Genomic DNA, 20182 nt, shown 5'->3' on the forward strand with positions numbered 1-20182 from the left:
GGGACCGCCGCAACGGACAGCCCCTTGATCAATGCCTTTAAAATAATCTTTATTCTTTTGTCTATGCGCTCTTCCTGGCGCCCTTTAAGTAAAGGAACCAATATGTAAGTCCCACCAGGCCGCCGCCGATGATATTGCCCGCCGTAACCGGAAGCAGGTTGTTCACCAGCATACTGCCGACATTCACGCCGGCCTCCCCTAAGCCGTAGACGCCGTTGCAGAAAATACCCGCCATAATATAATACATATTTGCTACGCTATGCTCAAAACCAGCCAGCACGAACACTACAATGGGAAGATACAGGGCAGCAATCTTTCCTCCTGCCGTCTTTGCAGAAAAGGACATCCACACAGCCAGACACACCATAATGTTGCAGAGAATTCCGCGGAATATTGCATCTCCTACGCTGATTCCCACCTTGGCGGCTGCCGTGGACATCATGGTATTCATAAGCGCACCGTCCATAGCAGAGGGCGTATGTCCATATACCAGCAGGAATGCCAGTATGGCGCTTCCCAAAAAGTTACCAAGGTATACAAAGACCCAGTTCTTCAGCACTCCGGCAAGGGACGCCTCTTTTTCCAGCAAAGGAATGACCAGAAGGCAGTTTCCCGTAAAGAGCTCGCTTCCTGCAAGCAGAACCAGCGCCAGTCCTGTGGGGAAGAGGAATGCTCCTACAAACTTTCCAAGATTTCCTCCGATTGTAGCTGTGGCAATCTGAAATCCAATCGCCCCGAAACCGATAAACATGCCTGCCAGAATGCCGAGCACAAGCATCTTCACAGGCGGCAGCTCCGTCTTCTTTTTTCCGATTCCCACATAATTTTGTGCAATTTCCGCTGGTGTATTCATCTCTCCATACCTCCTATTTGTAGTCGCTGCGCGGCAGCTCTAAATGGTAAAGCCGCTTCGGCACATATGAATAGTTCCGTAATATTTCAACTTGTTAAAACTATAACACTCTTCCCCGGGAAATGCCATCATACGTTGTGTAGGAAGATTTTAAAAAAGAAGCCTGGCAGCAGGCTTCTTTTTTTCTTTACTTTACATGAGTATGGGTAAACAGGTGCTCCTGACAGTATTCATAATTTCCGTTGCACTTGGAACAGAAGCGGAATTCCAGGTTGTCCCCGTCCTTCTCCGTGCGGCCGCAAATAGCGCATTTATGCGTGCCCACAGCCCTTTCCCCTCTCTTCACGCTGCGCACATAGGTCTGCCTGCGATGAATCTCCTTGGGAGAATAACGGTGCAGCTTCCGCATTCCCAGAAAGAAAATCACAAAATTCCCCAGGGACAAAAGGGCCATCAGGCTATAAGCAGGATGTACGATGATTCCGATTCTCGACAAGCCGTAAAGCATATTGATTGTTAAATGTTCCGCAAGGAAGCCCACCACAATCTCCACTCCGAAATAGATTGCGTATATAATACCCAGCGCCTTCGCTTTAATAGGAATCAGAAAGTACAGCATAAACTGCATATCCGGATAGGTAGCCGCATAAGCAAGGAAAAGGGAATTGTTCAGCCAATAAGTTCCAAAATGCTGGCTGAAGTTTACGCCGAACACATACTGGCACACAAAGGCAGCCACAATATGCAGCAGCACTCCCATAAAAAAGTACAGGTTAAACCGGAAGGTTCCCCATTGGGCTTCCAGCGCCCTTCCAATGGAATAGTAAAGATACAGCACCACCAGAAACCAGATTAAACTGGAACTTGGCGGATAAATCAGAAAGGTCGCTATACGCCAGATCTGCCCGTGCACAATGGCCGATGCATCCAGCGACAGGTAGTTGTAATACAAATCCGGTGCAAACAGCAGAACCACATACCCCACCGCATACAGTATAATAATATAATACATCAGATTCGAAACGGCATACCTTCCAAACTTCTTCTCCAGCTTATCAATCCAGTTCATGCAGTAATCTTCTTCCTTTCTCCGGGATTCCGGTCTTCCCCGGATCTCCCTTTTTCTTTTCAAGTGCTCTTTTGGTTTATTATAGGTGAGGGCCGTCTGTTTGTCAACACAGCGTTCACAGCCGTTACTGACAATCATAGGGGGCTGCGCAATCCTCCCTGGGCCGTATCCTGCAGGGGATGCAGATCTCATCCCCAATCTGGAGATTGTAGATATTCACATAAGGATTGGCGTTCAGTACAGCCCACAGCGGCACGTGATACCTGCGGCTTAAGAGATAAAGGGTGTCCCCTTTTTCTACAATATGAAGAAATCCATGGCAATGATTCATAGAAAAGTTTACCTCAACTCTTTCCTTATTATATAGAATACTATATGCACCTCACCCAATTTCTGTTTCCAAAAGCTTCAAAATTTCAATCACAATGCCGCAAATCAGTATTTCCGGCAAAAATTAAGAATATTTTTTACAATTTTTTTATTTGCCTTAATTTTTTAAGTGTCGTATAATGTAAAATCATGTAGTTTTTCTACCCTTATGTCCGCCAGGCAGAAACAGTTCCCCTGTGAACGTTTTTCGTGCCGGGACGCTAGAAAAGGAGGCTGCAGTACAAATTCTGCAGAAAAAATTGGTATATGAACAATCTGACTGCATATAAGCTTGGAATCGACATCGGTTCCACTACTGTTAAAATTGCAGTACTGGATGACAGGGGAACCCTGTTATTTTCCGACTACGAACGTCATTTTGCGAATATTCAGGAGACGCTGGCCCTGCTGCTTGGAAGAGCAGAAGCCTCTCTCGGGGATCTTACACTGGCCCCGGCCATTACCGGATCCGGAGGCTTAGCCCTTGCCGGACATCTGAAAGTTCCCTTCATCCAGGAGGTAGTTGCAGTGGCCCAGGCTCTGGAAGCCGAGGCTCCAAAGACCGACGTCGCCATCGAGCTGGGCGGCGAGGACGCCAAGATCATCTATTTCCAGGGCGGAAATATCGAACAACGCATGAACGGCATCTGCGCCGGCGGCACAGGCTCCTTTATCGATCAGATGGCCTCCCTCTTACAGACGGACGCCGCGGGCCTCAATGAATATGCAAAAAATTACCGTTCTCTGTACACCATTGCCGCCCGCTGCGGCGTATTTGCAAAATCAGATATCCAGCCATTAATCAACGAGGGAGCGACAAAAGAAGACTTGTCCGCTTCTATTTTTCAGGCCGTGGTCAACCAGACTATCAGCGGCCTGGCCTGCGGCAAACCTATCCGGGGCCATGTGGCATTTCTGGGCGGCCCGCTTCATTTTCTCTCTGAGCTTCAGGCTGCCTTTATCCGCACCCTGAAGCTGGACGAGGAACACACCATTGCGCCGGGACACTCCCACCTCTTTGCCGCCATAGGAGCCGCCAGGAACAGCAATCCGGAGGTCACAACCTCTCTTGACAGACTGAAGCTTCTGCTTCAGTCCCATATCCAGATGGACTTTGAGGTGGAGCGCATGGAGCCCCTTTTTACCTCCAGCTATGAGTACGGCAAGTTTCAGGAACGCCACAGCCGCCACCAGGTTCTGCGCAGCGATTTCCAGGCCTATGAGGGAAACTGCTTTCTGGGCATTGACGCCGGAAGCACCACCACCAAGGCTGCGCTGGTCGCAGAAGACGGCTCCCTCCTCTATTCCTTTTACAGCAGCAACAACGGAAGCCCTCTTAAGACAACCCTGCGGGCCATCCGGGAAATCTACCGTTTTCTTCCGGAAAACGCACGTATTGCCCGTTCCTGCTCTACCGGCTATGGGGAAGCCCTTATCAAAGCTGCCCTCATGCTGGACGAAGGCGAGGTGGAGACGGTGGCCCACTACTATGCGGCGGAATTCTTCAATCCAAAGGTAGACTGCATCCTGGACATCGGCGGCCAGGATATGAAGTGTATCCGCATCCGCAGCCATACCGTGGACAGCGTACAGCTCAACGAAGCCTGCTCCTCCGGCTGCGGCTCCTTTATCGAGACCTTTGCCAAATCCCTGGGCTACAGTGTAGAAGATTTTGCAAAAGCAGCCCTCTTTGCGGAGCATCCCATCGATCTGGGAACCCGGTGTACCGTATTTATGAATTCCAAAGTTAAGCAGGCCCAGAAAGAAGGGGCGCAGGTTGCCGATATTTCCGCCGGACTGGCTTATTCTGTCATTAAAAACGCTTTGTTTAAAGTGATTAAGGTTTCCGACGCCTCCTCCTTAGGCAGTCATATCGTAGTCCAGGGCGGCACCTTCTACAACGATGCCGTTCTTCGAAGCTTTGAAAAAATTGCAGGCTGCGAGGTGGTTCGGCCCGACATTGCCGGCATTATGGGCGCTTTCGGGGCGGCTCTCATTGCGAGAGAACGCTACCAGGAAGGCTCCAAGACTTCCATGCTGTCCATCGAACAGATCAAGGGGCTGGAATTCACCACTACCATGTCCAAATGCAAGGGCTGCACCAACAACTGCCGCCTGACCATCAACCGTTTTACCGGCGGACGTCAGTTTATTTCCGGCAACCGCTGTGAAAGGGGGATTGGAAAGTCCCGGAACCAGGAGGAAGTCCCTAATCTCTGCGAGTACAAAAACAAGCGGCTCTTTGGCTACACGCCTCTGCCCATCCACGAGGCGTCCCGGGGACAGGTTGGGATTCCAAGGGTTTTGAATTTTTACGAAAATTATCCTTTCTGGTTTACTTTTTTTACGGAGCTTAGATACCAGGTGGTTCTCTCTCCGGCCTCCAACCGGAAGATTTATGAGCTGGGGATCGAATCCATTCCCAGTGAATCGGAGTGCTATCCGGCCAAGCTGGCCCACGGCCATGTGACCTGGCTGATACGAAAGGGGCTTACGTTTATCTTCTACCCCTGCATTCCCTATGAGCGGAATGAATTTCCCGATGCCGGCAACCACTACAACTGCCCCATTGTCACCTCCTATGCGGAGAACATCAAGAACAACATCGACGAGCTTGCAGACGGCTCCATTGACTTTTTCAGCCCCTTCCTTTCCTTTGAAAATATGGGGATTCTGGAGAAGCGTCTCATAGAAGAATTTGAAGGGAAATACCACATCCCGGCAGCAGAGATCTCTGCCGCAGTGCGCAAGGCCTGGAAGGAGCTTGAAAATGCCCGGGAAGATATGATGCGCAAAGGAGAGGAAACCCTTTCCTATCTGAAGGAAACAGGACGCCGGGGCATTGTTCTGGCCGGCCGTCCCTACCACATAGATCCGGAGATTAACCACGGCATTCCGGAGCTCATCGCTTCCTACGGCATTGCCGTATTTACCGAGGACTCCATCTGCCATCTCTACGGAGTGGAGCGTCCTTTGATGGTAATGGATCAGTGGATGTACCATTCCCGTCTCTATGCTGCGGCTAACTTTGTGAAGACACGGGAGGATCTGGATCTCATACAGCTCAATTCCTTTGGCTGCGGCCTGGATGCAGTGACGACAGATCAGGTTAATGATATTCTGAGCAATTCCGGGAAGATCTATACCTGTCTGAAGATTGACGAGGTCAACAACCTGGGTGCGGCAAGAATCCGGGTGCGCTCTCTCATTTCTGCCCTCCGGGTGAGGGAACAAAAGGCCGTGTGCCGTTCCATTGTGTCCTCCTCCTATGAGCGGATTGTATTTACCGAGGAGATGCGCAAGACCTATACCATCCTCTGTCCCCAGATGTCACCCATCCACTTTGACTTAATCGAGCCGGCTTTCCGGGCCTCCGGGTTCCAGCTTGAGGTTCTGCCTGACTCTGACAAGACGGCTATTGATACGGGGCTTAAATACGTTAACAACGACGCCTGCTACCCCTCTCTGGTGGTGGTTGGGCAGATTATGACTGCGATTCTCTCAGGCCGCTATAACCCGGAAAAGCTGGCTGTTATTGTCACTCAGACAGGCGGCGGCTGCCGGGCCAGCAATTACATCGGATTTATCCGCCGGGCCCTTTGCAAGGCCGGGTATCCGGATATTCCGGTGATCTCTATGAATTTAAGCGGTCTGGAAAAGAATCCCGGCTTTCGGATCACGCCCCGTCTGGCCGTGAAAGGACTTTACGGGCTGGTGTTCGGGGATATCTTCCTTCGGGCGCTCTACCGGATGCGGCCTTATGAGAAGGTGCCGGGCGCCGCCGACCGCCTCCATGAAAAATGGAAAAAGCGCTGCCAGGAGTTCCTCTCCAGTGCTCACGCCTCTCACCGCAGATTTGTGCGGCTTTGCAAAGAGATTATTGAAGATTTTGACCGGCTTCCTATCTATGAAAATCTCAAAAAGCCCAGAGTCGGCGTTGTGGGGGAGATCCTGGTGAAGTTTTCTCCCTCTGCCAACAATCATATTGTGGAGCTTCTGGAGGCGGAAGGGGCAGAGGCTGTGGTGCCGGATCTCATGGACTTCCTGCTTTACTGCTTTAAGAATAATGAGTTTAAGGCGGATTATCTTGGTAAGAAGCGCTCTTCTGCAAGAAAGGGACGGCTGGGGATCAAGGCCTTGGAGTGGCTTAGAAAGCCGGCTGTGAAGGCTTTTGAGCGGAGCCTTCATTTTGTACCGCCGGGAAATATCGATAAGATGGGGGATATGGCTTCGAGGTTTGTGTCTCTTGGCAATCAGACCGGGGAGGGGTGGTTCCTTACCGGGGAGATGCTGGAGCTGATTGAGAATGGGGTGCATAATATCGTATGTACCCAGCCTTTTGGGTGCCTGCCGAATCATGTGGTAGGAAAAGGGGTGATTAAGGAGCTGAGAAAGGTTTATCCGAAGTCGAATGTGGTGGCTATTGATTATGATCCTGGAGCTAGTGAGGTGAATCAGCTGAATCGGTTGAAGTTGATGTTGGCTACGGCTTATCGGGATTTGGGGGGTGGCGGAAAATAAGACGGCAGGATTTTCCATATCCTGTGTTCGGACGGTTCGCGTACAGGCGTCTGCTCTGGACGGACATTACCTTGGATGGTTTTGGGGACTATCTTGGTTTTGCTTGGTAATGTCCGCCCATATCAGACGCCTGTACGCGAACAGCCGGACACTGGATATTGGAAAATCCTGCCGTCTTATTTTCCGCAGTTGTATGTTTTGGCGGCGGCAGGTTTGTGTGCTTAAGTTGGTTGTTTTGGCGAGGGGTGATGTTGGTGGGTGGGTGGGTTGTTTGTTTGGTATGGGTGGAGTGGGTTAGGTTAGGGATCTTCTGTGAGGGTTTGGTAGAGTTCTTGGGGGGTTTTGTATTGGGGGAGGCGGCGGTAGGTTTCGTTTTTGGATAGGGCTGTTACTAATTCGGCCAGGGCGGAGGCGTGGCTGTAGTGGTCTATGACGCCTAGGATGAATATGGCGGTTATGTGTTTTTTCCAGGATTCTGACCAGATGGGGGTTTGGAATAGGGCCAGGGACATGACGGGGCAGCATACGTTTCCGGAGGGCTCTGCGTGGGCGAGGAGGACGCCGCTTATTATCTCGCAGTAGGGGCCGTGTTTTTCGATGGTCTGCAGGATTGCTGTTAAGTAGGCTTCTTTGATATAGCCGCTTTTTAGGAGGGGCTGGGCTGCAAGCCGGATTCCTTCCTGCCAGGCAGGGGCTGTGTCGTAGATCTGCACAAACTCGGGTTTTAGGAGATCCCTTAGGGTAAGGTCTCTTTTCCATAGGGGATCTGTGCGGAAATATTTGTTCAGCCTGGAAAATAGCTTTTCGTGATCCTGGATGACGGTGTATTTTTTGATGATGCTCAGGATGTCCCGGATGGCGCCGTTCTTTTGTATATAGGCCTCCTGGCGGAGCAGCCAGTCTATCAGCTCCTGCCGGTTCTGTGGGGTGAGGATGGTTGATATTTTTATAAAGGGGATTCCTTTTCGCTGGTTTTCTTCTATCTTTAAGGTGCTGATGATAAGCCTGGTATGCTCATCCAGGACGGAATCCAGATTTCTCAAATCGGAAAGCTGGATGGCAAATGCGTGCTCAAAGAGCCGGGAGACCTGGCAGCGGATGTAAGCGGAGCTTCCGAGGCCCGAGGCGCAGACGATGACGACTTTTTCTTCCGGCTTTTCCCCGGAAGAAAGCTTCTGCTCTTCCATGCAGAAAAAGTAGTAGCTGATAAACTGGATCTCGGCTTCGTCCATGAGCAGATTGTACTTTGGGCTTATTTTTTCCATTACCTGCTTTGTGATATGGGAAAATGCCGGGTTTACTTCCTCTGGATGATCGTAAAAGGAGGTGGTTTTTATCCGGTATCTGGTTCTGTAATACATGGAGCGGACATGAAGCAGGAACATTTCGAAAAATTCTATGTTCTGAAAGAGGTCTATGCCGCAGACGATTTTGAATTCTGTCTGGATGTCTCTGGCCAGCTCCAGTATGAGCTCTTGACAGCCGCTGATGTCGCTGCCGCTGACCTTGGCAGACTGCAATACCAGCCACAGGTACTGCTGCTCGCCGGGCTCCAGTTCTATTTCCATGCGGCTTAAGCCTTTCTTTAAGTATTCTGTTCCCTCGGTGCAGCTTATCTCTTTCTTGTCAAGCAGAGGCAGAATGGGCTGTTTTTTTCCCCTTAAGAGTGTCAGCAGGATGGTCTGGGCCAGATCCTGGACAGAAAAATATACAAAATGCTCTTTCCCACATGTCTCGCTCTCGGTCAGCAGATGGACTAGGTGTTCCAGAAACACATCTGCCTCAAGCTTTGGATACTGTCTTGCAAGCTCCTCTGTCAGGATCTGACGCTTGATGCGGTCGATGCAGAGATTTTCCCGGTTGTGGTATGCGAGAAAAAGCTGATAGCGGATATGAAGCTCGTCTCCCTGAAAGTAATAGCCGTACTTGGGCCAGTTTAAGAGGGCGATCTTCTGCTTTTGCAGGGAATCCTTGATTGTGTTCACGTCGCTTAGCAGGGTTCTTCTTGATACATGGAATACATTTACAAAATCCTCCAGGGTCAGAGGCTTTCCTGTGATGCCGATCAGAAGCAGCATACATTCCCGGCGTTCTCCTGCCTCCAGATAGTATGCTCTTGGGTCAAGCCCCTCTAAAAGCCGCATGTATGCTTCCCGTTCTGGTCCTTTCAGATACAGGCGCTCTTCTGTGAGCAGCGTGCCGGGCAGTCCGGAGGCTTCCAGGAAGTCGTTGAGCTGCTTCTGATAATATAAAAACATTCTTCTGGTAACTGCAAGCCTGCAAAGAATATCCGAAAGCTCTGCCTGCCCGTCGTGGAGCAGCATCTGCAGTATCTGTACCGTAAACATATTCATAGCGCATCTCCATCCCCCAGAGTATGCCTTATCATCAGGCATGCTCCGGGGCTCAAAGGAGAGTCCGCAGCTCCTGCCGCAGACTCTTAAGGATTTCTCTAAACAATTTCAAGGGACAGCAGAACGACTCCTGCCAGAAACATCAAAATCCCGGAACCAAGCATCAGGCACGTTTTCCCGGATGCTCCCTTGAATTCTCCGTAAACCAGTCCCCAGATATAGCTCCAGCAGTGATAGCTGTTCCCCATTACCGTGGCAATGGCCACGCTGACTACAGGCGCAAAAACCGCATGCAGCACATTTCCCCCGAAATGGCAGAAGGCTGCAAGCATTGCCAGGAAAAGAAGCCTGGCCATAGGAACTTCTTTCCTCTTCCTCCAGTTCTCTTCCTTTTTCCATGAGAGGAAAGTAAAGCCAGAAGAACCAATGCACGCTCCCACAACCAGAAGCCCCATACAGGTAAGGGAGGCAAAACCTTCCGGCCGTAATGGAGAGCGCAGGCCCATAGAAGTCGCCAGGGGATAGGAGGACATCAGAACCAAATTGATGAATACAAGGAACAGTACATCCTTTGCCCTCGAACTCTGCTCTTCCAGGCGCCCGGCTTCCCGGTCACGCCTGCTTCCTGCAAGCTGGCACAGTATCGCAGCCAGAATAAGGAGCACTGCCGCCGTGACCAGAATCACAATGGAGACGCCTTCCGGAATACCGGCAAACATCATGGATACTGCCGTTCCGCCTAAGATAGAGCAGGTGGCGCTGACGGATGTAGACAAAATCAAGCCAATCCTTTTCACAACCGTCAGCTGCAGCTGCATGGCAACTCCAAAGACCAGGCCGCAGGCAAAAACCAGCAGGGCCAGAGGCCGGTTCCCAGTCATTTCATTCAGAACTCCATGGGGAACCATTTCTGCCCCCAAAAATCCTATGGCTCCCCATACAATCACAACAGACACGGCATACATCATACTGATAAACGCATGCACCGGGAAATTGCCGGTATGCTTTACTGTCTGAAACCAGGAACCCCATAAGAATGTAACGAATATCGTTCCAGCAAGGGCAATCTGCGTGTTCATCCTTTGTCTCTCTCCTTACCCATGTAAATACTGTCCAAAGGCCGCGTAAATCCTGGCCGGCGCATCTTCGCTCCACAGCTCCTTCAGCTTACGCTCGTCCTGGATAAATCCCACAATGTTCTCCAGTACCTCCACCTGGTGCTCCTGCTTATTCAAAAGCAGCATAAAAATCACCTTTACCGCCACCTGCCCGCCTCCGCCCATAGGGCGGAAGCTTACAGGCTCCTCCAACAATGCAATGACAATTGAGGCCTCTTTTGTATATTCCTGATCGGAATGAGGAATCGCTACTCCCATAACTCCCTGGATTCCCGTAGGATACTGCCGTTCTCTCCTAAGAAGAGCCTCGGGAAATCCTTCCCTGGCCAATTGATGCTCCACGGCATACTCCCCCAGCTCCATAAGAACCTCTTCACTTGTTCCTCCCCCTGTTATGGTCAGCAGCTGCGCATGCTCGTACAACATTTTTCTGGTAATCATACCCCTCTTCCTTTCATCCGTTTGCAGCTTCTGCTTTCTGCACAAGCTCCAGAATTTCCTTCAAAGCTCCTTCTTTATTGATGCCGCTGATCAGCGATATGCCATTGACAATGGGTACTGCGTAATCCTTCGGATTCAGCTCCAGAGAGGATACAATAACTGCCGCATCCTTTACGGGCCCCTCTGACATATTCAATCCCACTGCATCCACCTTCCAGCCGGAAATGCCTTTTTCCTTCAAAAAGTCTTCTATGGTTTTTTTAATCATGGTAGAGGTGGCATATCCCAAGGCACATATAACAAGAATTTTTCTCTTACTCTGCATCGCTTTCCTCCCTAAGAAATCAGTCCCTGAATCAGTTCAAATAATTTTACGCAAATGAGATTGGGCCAGTTTGCCGCATTGGTAATCTGGACAGAATCATAAGGAATGGCATAGCCCGCCCCCATAGCAATCTCCGTAAAATAAGGCGCCATCATCTGGCCGATAAACAGCTCGCAGATCACTACAACCACACAGAAAATGGTTCCCTTTAAAATATTCATTTTAAAAAAGGGCATAAAGATTGCAACCAGGATAAAGCCCACAGACAGCATTCCAATGGGAAGCACCGTATTCCAGGGCAGAATCAGCGATACCAAAAGGGCGATTGGCACAAGCAGAAGGCCGACAGCCAGATTCTCCGGCATTCCGGCCAGCACTACGCCGTCCAGTCCGATATAAATCTCCCGGTCTTTAAACTTGCGCTTTACCCACTCCGTGAGCACCGAGGTCGTCTCATTGAGGCCCTGGATAAGGATATTGGTGCTCAAGGGGACAAAGTACAAGGCTGCGCCCAGCTTAATGCCGGTATTCAAGGCATCCGGAATGGAATACCCACCCAAAAGCCCCATCACAATTCCCAGAATAAATCCGATGATTCCCGGCTCTCCAAGCACGCCCAGCCTATCCTTGATGGCATCTGCCGTAATGTTGGAATCCCGGATAAAGGGAACCTTGTCAAAGAGCTTATTAAACCAATAGGCAAGAGGGCCATAGTAGGCGCTGTAAACATAGGGGAACGACAGGCCCTGGTACTGAGGCAGCACCGCATGAATCTTCGGCGCCGACCAGTCCGCAATCTTCAAGGTTAAAATGCCCGTAATCACAATGGAAAGTACGGCAAAGGTCACATTTCCCGTAGCAGTCAGAACCAGAACGGCCGGCATTCCCCAGAAATAAAGCATGTTATAGAGATCCACGTCCAGGGTTTTCGTAAGCTTAAACACCAGCATCAGAATATTGAGGGCCAGGCCTATGGGAATCGCCCACACCACAATGGGATTGGACAGAATCACAGGCGTAACGCCGGATCCAAAGTCCACAACGGTTTTCGTCAGTCCCAGATTCGCCACCATGGCATCTCCTACTGCCGCCACTGTCCCCAAAAACACATCAAAGGCAAAGGTGGACAGGGCAAACAGCCCAAGCGCATACATAAAAGCCGCCTTCACAGACTTTCCGATTCCAATGCGCAGAATCAGATTGATTACCAAAAACAACAAGAACATCATAACCGGCCCCGGCAGCTTTCCAAACCAGTTCAGTGCATTTACAACCATATTCATACGTTTCCCCTCCTTATCCTGCCTGCTGATTCGCCCGGAACAGACGAATATATTTCCTCATAGATTCCTTGACTTCCATCAAAGCCGGCTTCTGAATATCCTCCGGGAACATCACATCCGGATTCTCCGTAACAAACCGCCGGATCTCATTAGACCAGATGAGAGCCTGCTCCGAAGCCACCTTAATCATGCTGACGCCGCATTGAACGGCCCCCTGCAGGTCATCCTCACAGACATGGGTAGAACCATGGAGCAGCAAATGAGCCGGCGCCGCCTTCCGAATCCTTTCCAGGCGGTCAAAATCCAGCCGTGCCGTCCTTTTAAAAGGCGGAAGCTCCCCATCCCACAGAGAGCGCACATACTGCCCCACAGAAACAGCCAGCGTATCAATCCCTGTCTCCTCCACAAAGGCCTTCGCCTGCTCCGGATCCGTCATAATCTCCGGCGGCACCACAAAACTCTCCTGAAAAGGCCCCTCATACTGCATCGCCTGCGGAAAAAACCGCCGCACCTCTCCCAGGGCCGCAACACTAGACACCCCTGCTCCCCGGCAGATTCCCGCCAGCTCCTTACTCATCTCCACATTTTTTTCATAGGGAAGCAGTGACCCGTCCACCATAACAGACCCCCACCCCAAATGAATATCCCGGATCAGCTTCGGAATCGTCCTCTCATCCGTCACAAACGTATGATCCACAGACAAAGCCACCGGAACCTTTGCATAATGAGCCGCCGTCCTGCAGGCCTCCGTAAACACATACTCCCCAAAGCTCTCAATAAACTCCGGCCCCTGGCAGAGAACCACCGGAGCCCCCTCCTCCTCCGCCACCTCAATAATCGGCCTGATAAAATCCAGATTAAAAGGGAAAAAGCCAGGAACCGCAAATCCCCTCTCCTCCGCCGCAGCTAACAAATCCTTCTCTCTAACAATCGGCATACGTTCCTCCTATTCCAGTTCCGTAATATCCCTCAAAGTACACTGTTATGAAATCAATTTCCAGCCGCAGAAAAATGCGTCTGGAAATCGAGGAATATTACTGTTTCCAGTTCCGTAAGAAGTACTTCTTGATGCCTCCATTCTATCAGCCGCAGAAACGAAAAAACAGGGAAACTTTTGTAAAAAGCCCCCTGCAAAAATTACACCCATTCCCACAACCAAGTTCAGCCAGCCTGTGGCGAAACCGCCCCTCTGGGGGTTCCAATATCCAGTGTCCGGCTGTTCACGCACAGGCTGTCTGATATGAACGGACATTGACCCCAGGCCCTGCAAACACAAGCTTCCAAAAAAGTCAATGTCCGTACATAGCAGACAGAATGTACGTGAACCGTCCGAACACCGGATATGGAACCCCCAGAGGGGCGGTTTCGCCACAGGCTGGCTGAACTGTCCGTCCCCCACCTACTTCAAATAACTCTTCAACTGCTCAATATTCTTCTCCTCAAAATCCATCAGCTCCTCCGCCAGCTCACAATACTCCTTCCTAGCCCCCTTATTCGCCTTCACCGCCTTCATCAAATCTGTAATCCCCCTGGTATTCCCCTGAATCATCAAATCCGCCACATGCTCCGTGCTCGTATTCAGAAGCGTATTCGCCTGAATAGAAGTCCAAAGCATAGCCTTCCCCACCGGCGAGCCCGTTTCCGGACGTTCATCCGCCTCACGGATCTTCTCCGTCACCTTATCCTCAAAAGAGAGAAACTTAACCGCCTGCCGATTCAGATCCAAAGCCAGATCCTCGTCATAAACCTTACTGATAATCGCATTGATGGTCTCCACTCCCATTTTACTGTTGCGGTACGCCTCATTGAGCACCGCGAAATCTTCACCTGTAAGCATAAAAAACTCCTTTCTCCCACGCTCTTTTCCTATAGAGTGTGGAGATTTTCCCCTTTTATGCGCTTTTCCTAACAAAATATATGGTCTTTTATTCCTTTTTTATTTTATTTGGGAAATTTCTGCCGATATATATATTAGAAGGAGACCTCTTCCTTCAAAAATGAAAAATACGGTATTTTACACTTATTGGATTACGAAGATCCAATAATGCATACCAGAAAGGAGTTGAAAATATGGCAATAAGCGGAGTATCTGGTTTTGGCAGCAACAATGAGTATCAATCCTGGGTGGATCAGGCAGCGGCAGATAAAAAAAAGCTGGAAGAATCCTTAGGAATCGATACATCTGAAAGCTCCAGCACCGACAAAACGTCCAGTACAACAGACAAAAAGGACACCAGCAGTACCGGTTCTTCTTACACCTCGAGTACTTCCCGTTCCTCCAGCACGTCTACATTCCTGTTAAGCTATAAGCACAATCTGACCTCTCTGGAATCTGCCTCCGAGGCGCTGCGCGTTGGCAGCCGCAACAACGTATTTTCCAAATACGAGACGGCTATGAAGGATCTTCAGAGGGCAAACACCGATGAGGATAAAGCCGCTGCACAGGCAGCCGTAGACAAGGCTAAGGAAGATATCGTTACCGCAGTCAAGGATTTTGCAAAGGCTTACAACAACGCCGTTTCTTTCCTGGAGAACAATTCTGACCGCAGCTCTACCGTAGTAAGACAGCTGAATTCTCTGAAGAACGCTCTGACCACAGAGGATGCAATGGCTAGAATCGGCTTAAGCTATGACAAGTCCGGCAATCTTCAGGTTGACGAGGATAAGCTGAAGGACACTCTGGATAAGAATTACAATTCTGTGAAGGATATTATGGGCGGACAGTTCGGCATGGCAGAGCGCGCGGCTACCAAGGCTTCCGACATCCTTGACCATGCGTCTGTAGAAAAGATTGCCGGCGTTGCCGAAAAGCAAAGCAAGGCAAATTCCATCAGCGATCTGGATGATTTTGAAATCTTTTCCAAATTTGCACTGGGCGGCGCATACAATCTTACCAATTATTATGCGGTAGGCTCTATGCTCAACACCCTGGTATAATTGCTTTTAAAAGCAGTTTGAGTGATAGGAAACGTGTGCCGCCAGGCACATGATTCAAAAACGGCGAAGCCTTACAAAAGGCTCCGCCGCTTTTCATTCTTTTTTTATTCCAAAAATTCAGTCTTACAATAACATTCCTTATCATTGTACTTTATCTTGCTCCAGCCATCCCCATAGCTCTCGATCTGTGTCACATGCTCTCCCTGGTAAGCCGTGCCCAGATATTCCGCCTCTGTGCTTGGCTCTGAACGCAGGCGCACACTCTCTGTAAACCGTGTCTCACGGTTCTGGGCTGTGCCCTCTCCTGTCTGCGCAGGCTCCTGGGAAGGCTCCTCTGCCGGCTCCTCCTCCGGTTCTTCCGGGGTTTCCTCCGGCGCTTCTTCCGGTGTCTCCTCTGGAGCTTCTTCTTCTGCTTCTGCTACTTCTACAGGCTCTTCCGGTTCTGAGGAGAGACGCACATACCGCTCCTCCTGCTTCGCCAGATCTTCATCTGCCGCCTTTGCAGCCTCGTATTTTTCCTTCACTTCGTCACGAAGGGCTTTTACCTCATCGCCGTCCGCCATCTCCTCTACATAGGCCTTCAGCTCGTCGCTGGCTTCACGGTTCATAATGCAGAGACTGCCTTCTTCGTTGGTATATACATACAGCGGAGAAAGTCCCGGCGCCGCCGTCTCAATCTGCTTAAACTTCAATTCATAGTAGACAAAGACAACATAGGATCCCTCTTCCATTCCCTTCTTTGTATAGCAGGAAATATTCTGATAGCCCTCTACAAGGCTCTGGGAGCCCAGAATCCGGCTTCTCTCGTCGTCGCTGATCTCATCCACCACAGTAGCCAGGCCTTCCATGTCTCCTGCTGACAGAAAGCTGTAATACTGCTGTACAATGGCATTCACATCCTCATAGGCATCCTGCTCCAGCACATTGGGCTCTACCTGGGCTACCGTTCCCTCCTGGCTGCCTGCCGCCGAAACAACGGCTCCGCTGTCTTCGCCTTCGCCTTCTGCTTCCTCTGTCCGTATCTGTACGTCTGCTGCCTCGGCCTCCTGAGCCGCGCCCTTCTTTTTGCCCGTCAGTACAACTGCCGCTACCACCAGCAGGCAGAGGAGAATACAGCCTGCCGCTGTCTGACGCTTATACCTTGCTATCCAATTTCCAAACTTATCCGACATTTTTTCACATCCTCAATTCTAGTTTTTACATTTATCCGGCACAGTTATATCTGCTTAACAAATGTAACAATTTCGTAATAAAAAGATTGTAACAAACTTATGGAAAAAAGGCAACTGTAAAATGTGATAAATTTGTGAAATCTATTCCTTAACCATGGATAAACGTCCGGATTCGGGCCGATAGAAATAAATCTGATCCGAAAGCACTTCTGTCCGCAGCACCTGTGTCCGGTTGATATCCCGTACCATAGCTGCCAGTTCCCCAGAGTCCGGCACAGCCTTTTCCGGAACGAGAATCACTTCATGGATGCTGCTGGGAAGCAGGTAATAGGCGGATCCCAGACATTCCGCACAGTATTTTAACATATTGTCGTACAGGATGCATGCAGCCCCCAGCGCCTTTTGGGAATTAGTCAGCACATACATGGGAATCACCTCATCTTTGGAATCCTCCATTCCGTCCGAGAGCTCTAAAAGCACCTGGCTCATGGATTTTACTTCTGCCGGAAGCAGACGGGGGGTATTCTGCTTTGCATCCTGGCAGAGCTCCGTGCAGGTGATCTGCCAGTACCTTATGTGGCTGTTATGTATGAGCACGGTAGCATTCCCTACCGGAGTATCCGGGAGAAGGCAGTAGAATACCATAGCCAGATTCAAAAAGGGCACATGGGGAATCCGTCCCAGAAGCTCCTTGTTCTTCTCATAATTGATCAGCTTGTAGACAACGGTAGGTTTTACCTTCCGGTAATCTGCAAAAAAGTCGGCGTCAAACTGCCCGAAAAAACAACTGTCCTCGCAGCACTCCAGGATTGTCTCCTGAATCTGCCTTAAAGGCTGGCCGGCCAGATACTCCTGGTAATAGGTATCCAGATAAATAGCCGGAGCTGCCCGTTCTCCCTCCCTGCGCACGGACAATCCTTCCAGGATTACCCCGTTGTTCTTTTCAAGGGGAATCAGGCTCAGTTCTGTGCCTCCGGGCAGTGTTTCCCGCAAAAACCCGGTCACAGAGCCTACAAATTCTTGATAGTTCATCTTTTCCTTCCTTTCTTTGTTGATTTATCTGTCTTTTGGGGATTGATACAGCGAAACGCTGCTTTGAATGAAAGACATTTTTAGTATACAGTAAATTTTTTACAATTACAAGAACTTTATACTTTTTTTAGAAATTGATATATTACTGGTCACGGAGCGAACCGTAACATTAATTTTCGGTGATTTTTTTCAGATAATGCTTGCACATTTTCAAATTTTGTTGTAGAATAATCAAGGTGTTAATCACTTGCATCTGTAGCTCAGTGGATAGAGCACTGGCCTCCGACGCCAGGTGCCGCTAGTTCGAATCTAGTCAGATGCATCAGATAACCCGATCTCACTGCAGATCGGGTTTTTGTTTTGCCCGAAAAAAAGGCTGCCGCAAAAAACCTGCGGCAGCCTGTCTTTCTGTCTTTACCTGTGATGTCCTATCAGCTTATACTCTGGACAGATACTCTCCGGAACGGGTATCAATCTTGATCTTATCGCCCTGCTCCACAAAGAGAGGCACATATACGGTAGCGCCTGTCTCTACCACGGCCGGCTTGGTTGCGCCTGTTGCGGTATCACCCTTGAAGCCCGGCTCGGTGTCGCTGATCTCAAGCTCTACAAAGAGAGGCGGCTCTACGGCAAATACATTGCCATTGTAGGAGCATACCTTGCACATCTCGTTCTCTTTCACGAACTTCAGCGCATCGCCGATGTCTTCTGCGTTGAGTGCAATCTGATCGTAGGTCTCTACGTTCATAAAATGGAACAGATCTCCGTCGGAATACAGATACTGCATATCCACGCGGTCGATACGCGCTGCCGGGAACTTCTCGGTGGGACGGAAGGTTTTCTCTACCACGCCGCCGTTGATGATATTCTTAAGCTTGGTTCTCACAAAAGCTGCGCCCTTGCCCGGCTTTACATGCTGGAACTCCATAATCTGATAAACATTTCCCTCAATTTCAAGGGTTACACCATTTCTAAAATCTCCTGCTGAAATCATTCTTCACTATTCCTCCTAGTTTTTCCTTCCGTAACTGTACTTTATTTATACTGTACCAGTCTCAATTTGAACTATATTCATGCAGATCCTCTGCACAAATCTACGCTCTATTTTATAATAAAACAATCTGCTTTTCAAGTATTTTTTAGTTTTTAAATCTCTCCCATGCGCTGCTAAGGCCGTCAATCACTGTCCGGTAGGCTGCATACTTCTCCTCATAGATTTCTTTGTACTCAGGCCGGGGGTAAATGGTCTTGGTAATGGTCACAGTCCGGCGGATGGCTTCCTGGTAATCCGGATAGATTCCGGCTGCAATTCCGGCTGCAATAGCTGCCCCCTGGGCTCCCAATTCCTTGTCTGCGATTACGTCAATGGGAATCTGGAGTGCGTCTGCAAAGATCTGTACCCACACGTCGGAATTGGCGGCGCCGCCGGAAAGGCGGATGCTTTTCGGCGTCTCGCGGTTGCGCAGCAGCTTCTTTACATGGGTCACATGGGAAAACACGATTCCCTCGTAGACTGCACGCAGCATATGCTTTTTGCTGTGGAAGGCAGTTAGGCCTACGAAAGTTCCCTTTGCAAGGGCATCCTCGTTGGAGCCGTTCAGGAAGGGAAGGAATATGATGTTGCTGTCCTGGGGCTCGACGGAAGCCGCCCACTCATTGGTGATATCGTACACGGAGCCTCCCTTTCCCTTGGCTTCTTCCTTCTCGTAGTTCATCAGATTGCGGACAAACCACTCCATATTTCCGGCGGAGGTGGGGCTGCTCTCTTCGATAAGGTAATAGCCCGGAATACAGAACATGGAGTTTAAGGCCACGGTTCCGTTCGTCACCGGCTCTTTTCCGATGAATTCGTTGATGCTCCAGGTTCCCGCTATCATGCACATCTGCTCCTCATCGGACAGGCCGGAAGCGATGCCGCAGGCGTTCACGTCAAACATGCCTGCTGCCACAGGGGTGCCCTCAGGAAGCAGGGTTTTCCCACTGGCTTCCTTTGTTACATGGCCGCAGAGATCCGCAGAATGGCGCAGAGGCGGAAGCTTTTCATAGCAGTCCTCCAGGCCATAGAGGGCCATAAGCTCTTTGTCATGCTCTCCGGTCACCATATTTACCAGATTGCCGCCGGAGCAGTCGGTGTATTCGCTGTAGGCCTCGCCTGTTAGCATATAGCGGATATAGTCTTTGACTGCGAAGATATATTTTGTGTTTTCCAGAACCTCCGGCTGGTTTTCCTTGAACCAGGCCAGCAGGCTTACGGGCTGCACGGCCAGGATCTCCTGGAAGGTTTTTTCATATACTTTTTTGTTGGTTCCGTCCTTGTACCAGCCTTCTACCTGGGCCCAGGCTCTCGTGTCAGTTGACATAATTCCGTTGTAGGAGGGCTTTCCGTCGTGCCCTACCATATAGAGGCCCTTGCCCGCTCCGGAAAAGGATACGCCGGCAATGTCCTTCGGATCGATGCAGCTCTTTTCTATGGCGCCGCGGATAGCGTCCGCATTTACCTGCCACAGCTCGTTTAAATCTTTTTCGGTGTAGCCCGGCTTTGGCGTGAGTGTGACGGTCGGAACGCTGGCTACGGAAATCTGCTTTCCGTTTTCATCGAAAATTGCAGCTTTGGAAAAGGTTCCCCCATTGTCGATTCCCAATAAGTATTTCATGCTTTCTCCTCCTATTCCAGTTCCGTAATGTCCCTCCCAGTACACAGGTATGAA

At 50.1% G+C, this 20182-nt stretch carries 16 protein-coding genes and 1 tRNA gene; 3 read left to right on the top strand and 14 right to left on the bottom strand.

Going from position 1 to position 20182, the window contains the following annotated elements; genetic code table 11:
- Positions 1 to 61 precede the first annotated feature (61 nt).
- The 3 genes from VV089_RS10330 to VV089_RS10340 form a co-directional block, all read right to left on the bottom strand.
- On the bottom strand, positions 62 to 853 hold the full coding sequence (locus VV089_RS10330; RefSeq protein ID WP_172544638.1) for a formate/nitrite transporter family protein: 792 nt from the start codon (positions 851 to 853) through the stop codon (positions 62 to 64).
- Positions 854 to 1040: 187 nt separating this feature from the next.
- Complete coding sequence (locus VV089_RS10335) at positions 1041 to 1922, bottom strand: hypothetical protein (protein ID WP_334336238.1); 882 nt, start codon at positions 1920 to 1922, stop codon at positions 1041 to 1043.
- 124 nt (positions 1923 to 2046) lie between these two features.
- Positions 2047 to 2253 (bottom strand): LysM peptidoglycan-binding domain-containing protein, encoded by a 207-nt coding sequence (locus tag VV089_RS10340; protein WP_172544637.1) that lies wholly within the window; start codon positions 2251 to 2253, stop codon positions 2047 to 2049.
- Between the two features lie 305 nt (positions 2254 to 2558).
- Here VV089_RS10340 and VV089_RS10345 point away from each other — a divergent pair, with 305 nt between their 5' ends.
- Complete coding sequence (locus VV089_RS10345) at positions 2559 to 6812, top strand: acyl-CoA dehydratase activase-related protein (protein ID WP_334335817.1); 4254 nt, start codon at positions 2559 to 2561, stop codon at positions 6810 to 6812.
- A gap of 299 nt (positions 6813 to 7111) precedes the next feature.
- On the opposite strand, the gene VV089_RS10350 is transcribed toward VV089_RS10345, so the two are convergent.
- From VV089_RS10350 to VV089_RS10380, 7 genes are all read right to left on the bottom strand, one after another.
- A complete protein-coding gene (locus tag VV089_RS10350; RefSeq protein ID WP_334335818.1) occupies positions 7112 to 9166 on the bottom strand; it encodes a BglG family transcription antiterminator in 2055 nt (684 codons plus the stop codon).
- Positions 9167 to 9264: 98 nt separating this feature from the next.
- Positions 9265 to 10245, bottom strand: a complete 981-nt coding sequence (locus VV089_RS10355) for a hypothetical protein (protein WP_334335819.1) — start codon at positions 10243 to 10245, stop codon at positions 9265 to 9267.
- 15 nt (positions 10246 to 10260) lie between these two features.
- Positions 10261 to 10725 carry a PTS sugar transporter subunit IIA gene (locus VV089_RS10360; RefSeq protein ID WP_172544739.1) on the bottom strand — a complete coding sequence of 155 codons (465 nt, stop codon included), beginning with the start codon at positions 10723 to 10725 and terminating at the stop codon, positions 10261 to 10263.
- A 13-nt stretch (positions 10726 to 10738) separates the two neighbouring features.
- Positions 10739 to 11050 carry a hypothetical protein gene (locus VV089_RS10365; RefSeq protein WP_172544738.1) on the bottom strand — a complete coding sequence of 104 codons (312 nt, stop codon included), beginning with the start codon at positions 11048 to 11050 and terminating at the stop codon, positions 10739 to 10741.
- Between the two features lie 11 nt (positions 11051 to 11061).
- On the bottom strand, positions 11062 to 12333 hold the full coding sequence (locus VV089_RS10370; RefSeq protein ID WP_334335820.1) for a PTS transporter subunit IIC: 1272 nt from the start codon (positions 12331 to 12333) through the stop codon (positions 11062 to 11064).
- Positions 12334 to 12346: 13 nt separating this feature from the next.
- Positions 12347 to 13270, bottom strand: coding sequence for a class II fructose-bisphosphate aldolase (locus VV089_RS10375; RefSeq protein WP_334335821.1), 924 nt, complete (start codon positions 13268 to 13270; stop codon positions 12347 to 12349).
- A 462-nt stretch (positions 13271 to 13732) separates the two neighbouring features.
- The gene (locus tag VV089_RS10380; RefSeq protein ID WP_172544735.1) at positions 13733 to 14170 is read right to left on the bottom strand and encodes a hypothetical protein; all 438 of its coding nucleotides are present in this window, start codon (positions 14168 to 14170) and stop codon (positions 13733 to 13735) included.
- Between the two features lie 233 nt (positions 14171 to 14403).
- On the opposite strand from VV089_RS10380, the gene fliD reads away from it, so the two are divergent.
- Positions 14404 to 15270: a flagellar filament capping protein FliD gene (gene fliD / locus VV089_RS10385; RefSeq protein ID WP_172544734.1), complete on the top strand. Its 867-nt coding sequence runs from the start codon at positions 14404 to 14406 to the stop codon at positions 15268 to 15270.
- Positions 15271 to 15374: 104 nt separating this feature from the next.
- On the opposite strand, the gene VV089_RS10390 is transcribed toward fliD, so the two are convergent.
- Together VV089_RS10390 and VV089_RS10395 are read right to left on the bottom strand one after the other, a co-directional pair.
- Positions 15375 to 16442 carry an SH3 domain-containing protein gene (locus VV089_RS10390; protein ID WP_334335822.1) on the bottom strand — a complete coding sequence of 356 codons (1068 nt, stop codon included), beginning with the start codon at positions 16440 to 16442 and terminating at the stop codon, positions 15375 to 15377.
- Positions 16443 to 16583: 141 nt separating this feature from the next.
- Positions 16584 to 17474 carry a DUF5688 family protein gene (locus VV089_RS10395; RefSeq protein ID WP_334335823.1) on the bottom strand — a complete coding sequence of 297 codons (891 nt, stop codon included), beginning with the start codon at positions 17472 to 17474 and terminating at the stop codon, positions 16584 to 16586.
- Positions 17475 to 17723: 249 nt separating this feature from the next.
- Between VV089_RS10395 and VV089_RS10400 the strand changes: the two genes are divergently transcribed.
- Positions 17724 to 17796 (top strand) — tRNA-Arg (locus tag VV089_RS10400).
- 114 nt (positions 17797 to 17910) lie between these two features.
- Here VV089_RS10400 and efp read toward each other — a convergent pair.
- Positions 17911 to 18468 (bottom strand): elongation factor P, encoded by a 558-nt coding sequence (efp, locus tag VV089_RS10405; RefSeq protein WP_172544731.1) that lies wholly within the window; start codon positions 18466 to 18468, stop codon positions 17911 to 17913.
- A 145-nt stretch (positions 18469 to 18613) separates the two neighbouring features.
- Positions 18614 to 20128 (bottom strand): FGGY-family carbohydrate kinase, encoded by a 1515-nt coding sequence (locus tag VV089_RS10410; RefSeq protein ID WP_334335824.1) that lies wholly within the window; start codon positions 20126 to 20128, stop codon positions 18614 to 18616.
- Positions 20129 to 20182 lie beyond the last annotated feature (54 nt).

Origin of the sequence: Candidatus Merdisoma sp. JLR.KK011, assembly GCF_036941125.1 — a bacterium.
GTDB lineage: Bacteria > Bacillota > Clostridia > Lachnospirales > Lachnospiraceae > Laedolimicola.